We start from the raw sequence: 6,311 nt of genomic DNA, 5'->3' as shown, positions 1-6,311 counted from the left end.
GGAGTGGTTCGAGGAGCAGGACCAGGGGTACCGGGACAGCGTCCTGCCGCCGAACGTGAAGGCACGCGTCGCGGTCGAGGCGGGCATCGGTCTGACCTGGCACAAGTACGTCGGAGAGGCCGGCCGCATCGTTTCCCTGGAGCACTTCGGTGCTTCGGCCGACGGCAAGGTCCTTTTCCAGGAGTACGGCTTCACTGCGGAGAACGTGGCCGCGAAGGCGCGGGACTCGCTTGAATTTGTTTCCGGGCTCGCCGACGCCCAGCGCTGACGCCCACATACGACACGTAGGAGATGCATTTTCCATGACAGACGCACTCAAGCGCCTCTCCGAGGAGGGCGTCGCGATCTGGCTGGACGACCTGTCGCGCAAGCGGATCACGTCCGGCAACCTCGCCGAGCTGATCGACCAGCAGCACGTCGTGGGCGTCACCACCAACCCGTCGATCTTCCAGAAGGCGATCTCGCAGGGCGACGGCTACGACCAGCAGCTCGCCGACCTCGCGGCCCGCAAGGTCACCGTCGAAGAGGCCATCCGCATGATCACCACGGCGGACGTCCGTGACGCCGCCGACATCCTGCGCCCGGTCTTCGAGGCCACCGGCGGCCAGGACGGCCGGGTGTCCATCGAGGTCGACCCGCGCCTGGCGCACAACACCAGGGCGACGGTCGCCGAGGCCAAGCAGCTCGCCTGGCTGGTCGACCGCCCCAACACGCTGATCAAGATCCCGGCCACCAGGGCGGGTCTGCCGGCCATCACCGAGGTCATCGGCAACGGCATCAGCGTCAACGTCACCCTGATCTTCTCGCTGGAGCGCTACCGCGAGGTCATGGACGCCTACCTGGCGGGCCTGGAGAAGGCGAAGGAGAAGGGTCTCGACCTCTCCCTGATCCACTCGGTGGCGTCCTTCTTCGTGTCCCGTGTGGACACCGAGATCGACAAGCGCCTCGACGCGCTGGGCACCGACGAGGCCAAGGCCGCGCGTGGCAAGGCCGCCCTCGCCAACGCCCGGCTCGCCTACCAGGCGTACGAGGAGGTCTTCTCGAACGGCCGCTGGGCCGCGTTGGAGAGCGCGGGCGCCAACAAGCAGCGTCCGCTGTGGGCCTCCACCGGTGTGAAGGACCCCGCGTACAAGGACACCCTGTACGTCGACGACCTGGTGGCGCCGAACACGGTGAACACCATGCCGGAGGCGACCCTCCAGGCCACCGAGGACCACGGCGGGATCACCGGCAACACCATCGCCGGGACCTACGAGCAGGCGCGCGCCGAGCTCGACGCGGTGGAGCGGCTCGGGATCTCGTACGACGACGTCGTGCAGCTCCTCGAGGACGAGGGCGTCGAGAAGTTCGAGGCGTCCTGGAACGACCTGCTGAAGTCGACCGAGGCGGAGCTGGAGCGCCTCGCCCCCACGGAGGGCTGAGACCTTGGCTCCCCTTCCCGGTACCGGAGCGAACCCGCTCCGTGACCCCGCGGACCGACGGCTCCCGCGTATCGCGGGGCCGTCGGGCCTGGTCATCTTCGGCGTCACGGGCGACCTGTCCCGCAAGAAGCTCATGCCCGCCGTGTACGACCTCGCCAACAGGGGTCTGCTGCCGCCGGGCTTCTCCCTGGTGGGCTTCGCCCGCCGCGAGTGGGAGCACGAGGACTTCGCCGCCGAGGTCCACGACGCCGTCAAGGCGCACGCCCGCACGCCCTTCCGCGAGGAGGTCTGGCAGCAGCTCATCCAGGGCATGCGCTTCGTCCAGGGCACCTTCGACGACGACGACGCCTTCGAGCGCCTGCGCGGCACCATCGAGGAGCTCGACAAGGCACAGGGCACCGGCGGCAACTTCGCCTTCTACCTGTCCGTGCCGCCGCGCTCCTTCCCGGTGGTCATCCAGCAGCTGAAGAAGCACGGTCTCGCCGACCAGACGAACGGCTCGTGGCGGCGCGCGGTCATCGAGAAGCCCTTCGGGCACGACCTGGCCTCCGCCGAGGACCTCAACCGGGTCGTCCACGAGGTCTTCGCCCCGGACCAGGTCTTCCGGATCGACCACTACCTGGGCAAGGAGACCGTCCAGAACATCCTGGCGCTGCGCTTCGCCAACACGATGTTCGAGCCGATCTGGAACCGGTCCTTCGTGGACCACGTACAGATCACGATGGCCGAGGACATCGGCATCGGCGGCCGGGCCGGCTACTACGACGGCATCGGCGCCGCCCGTGACGTCATCCAGAACCACCTCCTCCAGCTGATGGCCCTGACGGCCATGGAGGAGCCGGCCTCCTTCGACGCGGACGCGCTGGCCGCCGAGAAGGAGAAGGTGCTCGGGGCCGTACGGCTGCCCGAGGACCTCGGCCGGGACACCGTGCGCGGCCAGTACGCGGCCGGGTGGCAGGGCGGCGAGAAGGCCATCGGCTACCTCGAAGAGGACGGCATCGACCCGAAGTCGAAGACCGACACCTACGCGGCCATCAAGGTGGAGGTCGACAACCGCCGCTGGGCGGGTGTCCCCTTCTACCTGCGCACCGGAAAGCGGCTCGGCCGCCGGGTGACGGAGATCGCGGTCGTCTTCCAGCGGGCCCCGCACTCCCCCTTCGACTCGACGGCCACCGAGGAACTCGGGTCGAACGCGATCGTCATCCGCGTCCAGCCCGACGAGGGCGTCACGGTCCGCTTCGGCTCCAAGGTGCCCGGCACCTCGATGGAGATCCGGGACGTGTCCATGGACTTCGCCTACGGCGAGTCGTTCACGGAGTCCTCGCCCGAGGCGTACGAGCGCCTCATCCTCGACGTCCTCCTGGGCGACTCGAACCTCTTCCCCCGCACGGAAGAGGTGGAGCTGTCCTGGAAGATCCTCGACCCGATCGAGCGCTACTGGGACGCCAACGGCACGCCCGCGCAGTACCCGTCGGGCACCTGGGGCCCCGTCGAGGCGGACGAAATGCTCGCACGAGAGGGACGGAGCTGGCGCCGGCCATGAAGATAGACCTCACGGACACCACCGCCAGCAAGATCAACAAGGCGCTGGTCCAGGGGCGTCGGGCGATCGGCACGCCGGCCGTGGGCATGGTGCTCACGCTGGTCATCGTCACCGACGAGGAGAACGCGTACGACGCGCTCAAGGCCGCCAACGACGCCTCGCGCGAGCACCCCTCGCGCACGCTCGTGGTCATCAAGCGCGTCTCCCGTTCGCCCCGTGACCGCACGCAGTCCCGGCTCGACGCCGAGGTGCGGGTCGGCGCGGACGCGGGCACCGGCGAGACGGTCGTCCTGCGGCTGTACGGCGACGTGTCCGACCACGCCCAGTCGGTCGTCCTGCCGCTGCTGCTGCCGGACGCCCCCGTCGTCGTCTGGTGGCCGGTGAACGCGCCGCTCGACCCGGCCGCCGACCCGCTCGGCGCGCTGGCCCAGCGCCGCGTCACCGACACCTACTCCTCCGAGCAGCCGGTACGTGAGCTCGGCGCCCGCTCCGACGCCTACACCCCCGGCGACACGGACCTGTCGTGGACCCGCATCACGCCCTGGCGTTCGATGCTGGCCGCGGCCCTGGACCAGGTCACCTGCGAGGTGGAGTCGGTCGAGGTGGAGGGCGAGGAGTTCAACCCGAGCTGCGAGCTGCTGGCCATGTGGCTCGCGGACCGGCTGGACGTGCCCGTCCGGCGTTCGCTGTCGAGCGGCCCCGGGCTCACCGCCGTCCGCATGGCGACCTCCTCCGGGCCGATCGTCCTGGACCGGGCGGACGGCTCCCTGGCCACGCTCTCCATCGAGGGCCAGCCCGACCGCGCGGTGGCGCTCAAGCGCCGTGAGACGGCCGAGCTGATCGCGGAGGAGCTGCGCCGGCTCGACCCGGACGACACCTACGCGTCCGCGCTGCGGTTCGGGGTGGAGCGGCTGAACGCGTCGGCCTCGGCGGCGGCGACGGCCCCGGCGGCGTCGCAGTCGAGCGGGGACGCGATCGCGAGGGCCATGGCCGCGGTCGAGAAGGCCGGGGCGGCGGTCGAGCAGGCCGAGGTCGCGATCGAGAAGGCCGAGGTCGAGAAGGCCGAGGTCGAAGCCGAGCCCGCCACGGAGGCCGAGCCGGCCAAAGGAGCCGAAGCCGCCAAAGGAGAACCGGGCGCCCTCGAAGCAGTTGAGGAAGCTTCCGGGGAGAAAGGGGCGGCGCCGGCACCGCTGAAGCCGATCCCTTCCGGGCTGTCCGGAAAGGCGGCCTCGCAGTGACCGCCCCGCAGCTGGTCGTGCACCGCGACAAGGAACTGATGGCCCAGGCCGCCGCGGCCCGGCTCATCACCCGGATCGTGGACGCGCAGGCCTCCCGGGGCACCGCCTCCGTGGTCCTCACGGGCGGACGCAACGGCAACGGCCTGCTGGCCGCCCTGGCCGCCGCGCCCGCCCGGGACGCGATCGACTGGGGCAGGCTCGACCTGTGGTGGGGCGATGAGCGCTTCCTGCCCGAGGCCGACCCGGAGCGCAACGTCACGCAGGCCCGCGAGGCCCTGCTGGACTCCGTACCACTGGACCCGAAGCGCGTGCACGCCATGCCCGCGTCCGACGGTCCGTACGGCGCCGACGTGGAGGCCGCCGCGGAGGCGTACGCCGAGGAGCTGGCCCTGGCGGCCGGCCCCGAGAACCACGGTTCCGTGCCGACCTTCGACGTCCTGATGCTGGGCGTCGGCCCGGACACCCATGTGGCCTCGCTCTTCCCGGAGCTGCCGGCCGTGCGGGAGACCGAGCGCACGGTGGTCGGCGTCCACGGCGCGCCCAAGCCCCCGCCGACCCGCGTCACGCTGACGCTGCCGGCCATCCGGGCGGCCCGTGAGGTGTGGCTGCTCGCGGCGGGCGAGGACAAGGCGAACGCCGCGGCGATCGCCCTCTCCGGCGCGGGCGAGATCCAGGCCCCGGCGGCGGGCGCCCGCGGCCGGGCCCGCACCCTGTGGCTTCTGGACCGGTCGGCGGCCTCTCAGCTGCCGAGGTCGCTGTACCCGCCGGCGACTGCCTGAGGCAGTAGTCCCCCGACAGAGCCCGTACGGTCAACCGCCGTACGGGCTCTGCCCGTTGCGGGCGCCGTACTGGATGTACGGCGATGTCGCCGACGGCGTCGGCGGGGTCTGCGGGGCCGGATGGGCCGTCAGACGGATGCCGTAGCGCTTTCTGAGGCGATGGGCCTCCAGCAGGGCGATCGCCGTGACCGTCACCGGGGCGCCCAGGATGAAGGTGGGGCCCAGGACGCGGCCCAGGCCGTGCATGTCGGTGGTGACGATGTCGGGGACGGCCATCAGCCAGGTCGTCACGGTGGCGAGCAGCGGCGGCAGACAGCGGTGCACGGCGGCGGTGCCGAAGAAGTTGCCGGTGAGGCTGGCCGCGCCGACGAGCACGAAGAAGCAGGCCCACAGGCCCATGCCGCTCAGGACGATCTTCGGGAGCGTCCCGAGCTGGTCGCCCAGCGCGAACAGCGCGAGGGCGGCGAAGGCCGAGCCGATGAACAGTGCCAGCAGTTTCAGCGAGTCGAAGAGCCGCGCCCTCAGCGTGCGCACGGGGCCGCCACGCCGCCAGACCATGAGCATCACGCCGATCGTCAGCGGGGTGACGCAGAGCAGCACGACCGACGCGGTCGCGGCGTTCTTCAGCAGTTCGTCCCAGGCGAAGCCACCCTCGACGAAGCTGTAGACGCCGAGGGCGGCGACGGCGCCGACGACGACCCGGGCGCGCTTGAGCCGCTCCACGGTCGGGTCGAGTGAGCGCGGGATCCAGGCGGGGTGGAACACCGCCCGGGCCACTCGATGCGGCAGCAGGAAGGACCCGACCGTCAGACTTCCGTCGGTCCAGTTCCTGCGGTGTCCGTTGCTGCCCACGCGAGGCCCCCGAGCGATCGTGTGCATGACCGCCCGGGAGTCTACAAGAACGCTTCTGGCTAACGGCCGCGCAGCTGGCGGTACTTGGCGACCAGAGCCTTGGTGGAGGCGTCCAGGCCGGGAACCTCGGTGCCCTCGGTCAGTGCGGGTTCGATGCGCTTGGCGAGGACCTTGCCGAGTTCCACGCCCCACTGGTCGAAGGAGTCGATGTTCCAGATCGCGCCTTGGACGAACACCTTGTGCTCGTAGAGCGCGACCAGCTGACCGAGCACCGACGGGGTCAGTTCGCGGGCCAGGACCGTGGTCGTGGGGTGGTTGCCCTTGAACGTCTTGTGGGCGACCAGCTCCTGCGGCACGCCTTCGGCGCGGACCTCGTCGGGTGTCTTGCCGAAGGCGAGTGCCTGGGTCTGGGCGAAGAAGTTGGCCATCAACAGGTCGTGCTGCGCGGCGAGTTCACCGCTCAGCTCGGCGACCGGGC

Annotated in this window: 6 protein-coding genes and 1 pseudogene; 5 read left to right on the top strand and 2 right to left on the bottom strand. The window is 70.8% G+C overall.

Annotated features, from left to right (window positions below; all coding sequences use genetic code 11):
- The 5 genes from ACFPIH_RS55860 to pgl form a co-directional block, all read left to right on the top strand.
- Positions 1–268, top strand: a 268-nt coding sequence (locus ACFPIH_RS55860; protein WP_417801392.1) for a transketolase-like TK C-terminal-containing protein, incomplete at its 5' end; no start/stop codon positions are given.
- 34 nt (positions 269–302) lie between these two features.
- On the top strand, positions 303–1,421 hold the full coding sequence (gene tal, locus ACFPIH_RS55855; RefSeq protein WP_381187901.1) for a transaldolase: 1,119 nt from the start codon (positions 303–305) through the stop codon (positions 1,419–1,421).
- A gap of 4 nt (positions 1,422–1,425) precedes the next feature.
- Entirely contained in the window at positions 1,426–2,964 is a 1,539-nt protein-coding gene (zwf, locus tag ACFPIH_RS55850; protein ID WP_381187898.1) for a glucose-6-phosphate dehydrogenase, read from the top strand.
- A complete protein-coding gene (gene opcA / locus ACFPIH_RS55845) occupies positions 2,961–4,202 on the top strand; it encodes a glucose-6-phosphate dehydrogenase assembly protein OpcA (RefSeq protein ID WP_381187895.1) in 1,242 nt (413 codons plus the stop codon). The genes zwf and opcA overlap by 4 nt, the downstream gene beginning before the upstream one ends.
- On the top strand, positions 4,199–4,981 hold the full coding sequence (pgl, locus tag ACFPIH_RS55840; RefSeq protein ID WP_381187892.1) for a 6-phosphogluconolactonase: 783 nt from the start codon (positions 4,199–4,201) through the stop codon (positions 4,979–4,981). The genes opcA and pgl overlap by 4 nt, the downstream gene beginning before the upstream one ends.
- A gap of 30 nt (positions 4,982–5,011) precedes the next feature.
- Here pgl and ACFPIH_RS55835 read toward each other — a convergent pair whose 3' ends face one another.
- Both ACFPIH_RS55835 and ACFPIH_RS55830 read right to left on the bottom strand, forming a co-directional pair.
- Entirely contained in the window at positions 5,012–5,833 is an 822-nt protein-coding gene (locus tag ACFPIH_RS55835) for a hypothetical protein (RefSeq protein ID WP_381187890.1), read from the bottom strand.
- Between the two features lie 59 nt (positions 5,834–5,892).
- Positions 5,893–6,311 (bottom strand): annotated as a pseudogene (locus tag ACFPIH_RS55830) (glucose-6-phosphate isomerase); the annotation flags it as partial.

Origin of the sequence: Streptomyces vulcanius, assembly GCF_042653945.1 — a bacterium.
Taxonomy (GTDB): Bacteria; Actinomycetota; Actinomycetes; order Streptomycetales; family Streptomycetaceae; genus Streptomyces; species Streptomyces mangrovi.
The sequence above is the reverse complement of the archived record's forward strand: the minus strand, read 5'-3'. Positions and strand labels throughout refer to the sequence as shown.